The sequence below is a fragment of the Mesorhizobium sp. M0571 genome (genome assembly GCF_040320985.1).
Lineage (GTDB): Bacteria > Pseudomonadota > Alphaproteobacteria > Rhizobiales > Rhizobiaceae > Mesorhizobium.
Map to the genome: position 1 here is coordinate 1 of NZ_JAMYQT010000119.1, position 2,813 is coordinate 2,813.

Genomic DNA, 2,813 nt, shown 5'->3' on the forward strand with positions numbered 1-2,813 from the left:
GAGCCTTTGGCAACCAGGGCCTCGGCCAGCAGATCGGCGGCATGGCGGGTCAACTCGGGCAGCGCTTCCTGCCCTTCAATGCGGCACCGCAGTTCGCGCCACAGATGGCTTATTGATTAGTATTGCAAAACCGCCCGGATTCTATGGTAGCGGACCGGGCGGTTTTCATGGGAGATCCCAAATACGACTTAGCTGTCTCCGTAAGAGGGCGGCATGGAAGGGAACGATGGCTAGTAACCTAGAACGATACCTTGTCGCACCGGTGCAACCAGACAAGACGGATCAATTGCTTGAGGGCGTCAAGGCACACATTGAACAAGATCCTACTGCATCAGTAATCAAAGACACACCAAAGCGTCTTGTCGTTGAAATGGGTCCACGGACAGCGGAAGAGCTGCGGTCCAAATTTGGACGTGACTTGATTATCGAACCAGATGCTCCGCTCAAATACTGAAGCTCTCCGGCAGGAGGAGCAAGTTTTGAGCCGTGGCACGATGAGCCGAATTACTAATCGTATGTGGAGGCTGCAATGGCTGAACCGAAGTATGGCACAAGTGGTCACGAGAAAAAAAACCAAGCGTCTACGAGTGATCGTAAGTCGGCGGGTGGCGCAGACGATACAGGATCCCAAACTACTGGAGGCGAAACTATGGCCGGCGAACGCAAAGGCCGTTATCTCATTGCCATGAGAACGGCGCCAGGCTTCTTGCCGATGTCTGCGGAAGGGCTTCAAGCCCAGTTGACCGCCATTGAAGGTGTTGACGTTGTTAGGAGAATACGTCCCCGGGGCCTTGGAACGATGTCCGCCAGCGGGGGGGCCTCGACTCCTGAGATTGTCGTCGCCACAATGGACGTCGAAAAGGGCGAACTCCTGCGTGCGCAGGCAGCAGCGGATCCGCGTTACATCGTCGAACCAGATGCCCATCTGATCCATGCAGACGTCCCCGGCCAAAGTGGCCTCCTCCCCCAGTCTCTGCCTCCAACTGGCAAATCGCTGCAGGTGGATATTCAGATAGTTGATGAAAAGGATCAGGCGCTGCCAAAGGCTTTGGTGCAGGTATATGGCACTGCTTTACCGGCCCAAGGCGTCACCGGCGAGGACGGCCGGGTGCAAATTTCCGTCTTTGGCGATGCAATTCGCGCAATCTACGTTAGGCCAGCCGCGAACTGCTGGGAGAAGATGGTGATGCGGCCCAGCCTAAACCCCTCAGGAGCCACGGTACTCAAGCTGCGCTCTCTTGCCGAGACCTTTTCTGGCTTCCCAGCCAAGGGTATTGTCGGATGGGGTCACAGCACAATGCAGCTCGACCATATCAATGCAGAATCAACTGGCCGGGGTATCAAGGTTGGAATCATTGATTCAGGCTGTGATAACACGCACCCCCAACTCACGCATGTTGAGAACGGCTTCGATTTCACTGAAGGTAGCAGCGGCAACTCATGGGCTAATGATACTATGTCTCACGGCACGCATTGCGCCGGCGTGATTGGTGCGGCGAGTAATAAGGTCCAAGGTGTTCGTGGCTTCGCACCGGAAGCTGAGTTGTACGCTTTCAAGGTGTTCCCAGGGGGACGCACGAGCGATCTGATCGACGCTCTTGACCAGTGTATTGATCTTGGGATCGATGTTGTCAACATGAGTCTCGGGACCGAGGTTCCGTCTGAGTTAGTCGCTCAGAAGATACTGGAAGCACGCGACAAGGGGGTTGCCTGCATCGTTGCAGCTGGGAATTCGGGCGGCCCCGTACAGTTCCCAGGTATCCTACCCACAGTGCTGACCGTCTCGGCGGTCGGCAAGTTGAATACGTATCCTATTGACACCGCCCACGCGCTGACTGTGCTGCCAGGTGGAATTGGCGACATCTTCCCAGCGAAGTTCAGCTGCTTCGGACCTCAAGTACGGGTATGCGGCCCGGGCGTGGCCATAGTCTCCTGCGTACCAGGCGGCTATGCGGCGTGGGATGGGACATCGATGGCGACTCCGCACATCACGGGGCTCGCTGCGTTGGTTCTGGCCCACCATCCAGCTTTCCAAGGTAAGCCAAAGCAGCGCAATGCTCAGCGAGTCGAACAGCTATTCCAGATCCTCCAGGCATCTGCGACACCCTGTGTTCTGGATGTGGCGCGCGGCGGCGCGGGTTTGCCTAATTCCATTGCGTCCCTTGGCCAAGTAAGTGCTGCTGCAGCGACTCCACAAGCACCATCCACATCCGCAGGGAACACGCCAAGTGGGCAACACGGGACGACTTACATGTCCCCAGAACAGCAACAAATCATATGGGCTGCGATGCTGGCGAATCCAGCAATTTGCCAAGCCATATTGCAATTGCGGGCTGCCCTACTCACCAACCCTGCGGCTTACCAGACCATGCTGCAGTTGCGGGCTGCTGGATTAGTTTAGCGCTTAGCTCGACTTCTGCCATGATCGGCATTGGATAGTCCGGGTTGAATGTTAGTTAGTTGTGAGCTTTCAGTAGGTTGTCCATCCGATCCAGACCGGGAAAGCTGAGGTTGTCGAAGCTTCAGTGATTCTCGGAGGACCGGATGAACGTCCATAAGAATGCCCGGCTGACGCCGCGTGGTCCAGAGCGAATTGTAATGCGTGTGACCTTGCCCCTCTTATCTAATCCGGTTTGAAGTTCGTTCTGGCCCATCGAGAGGACCAGGACATGAAACGTAGCCGCTTCTCTGAAGAGCAGATCATCGGAATTTTGAAGGAACATGAGGCCGGGGTATCGGTTGCCGATCTGTGCCGCAAGCACGGGGTCAGCGACGCCTCGATTTACAACTGGAAGGCCCGCTTCGGCGGGATG

2 protein-coding genes are annotated in these 2,813 nt (G+C 56.2%); both read left to right on the forward strand.

The features are described from left to right. The first annotated feature begins 529 nt into the window (after positions 1 to 529). Complete coding sequence (locus tag NKI85_RS37495) at positions 530 to 2,401, forward strand: S8 family serine peptidase (RefSeq protein WP_352780894.1); 1,872 nt, start codon at positions 530 to 532, stop codon at positions 2,399 to 2,401. Positions 2,402 to 2,669: 268 nt separating this feature from the next. After that, positions 2,670 to 2,813 (forward strand): transposase (locus NKI85_RS37500; RefSeq protein ID WP_352780897.1); only part of this gene is annotated, 144 nt, incomplete at its 3' end.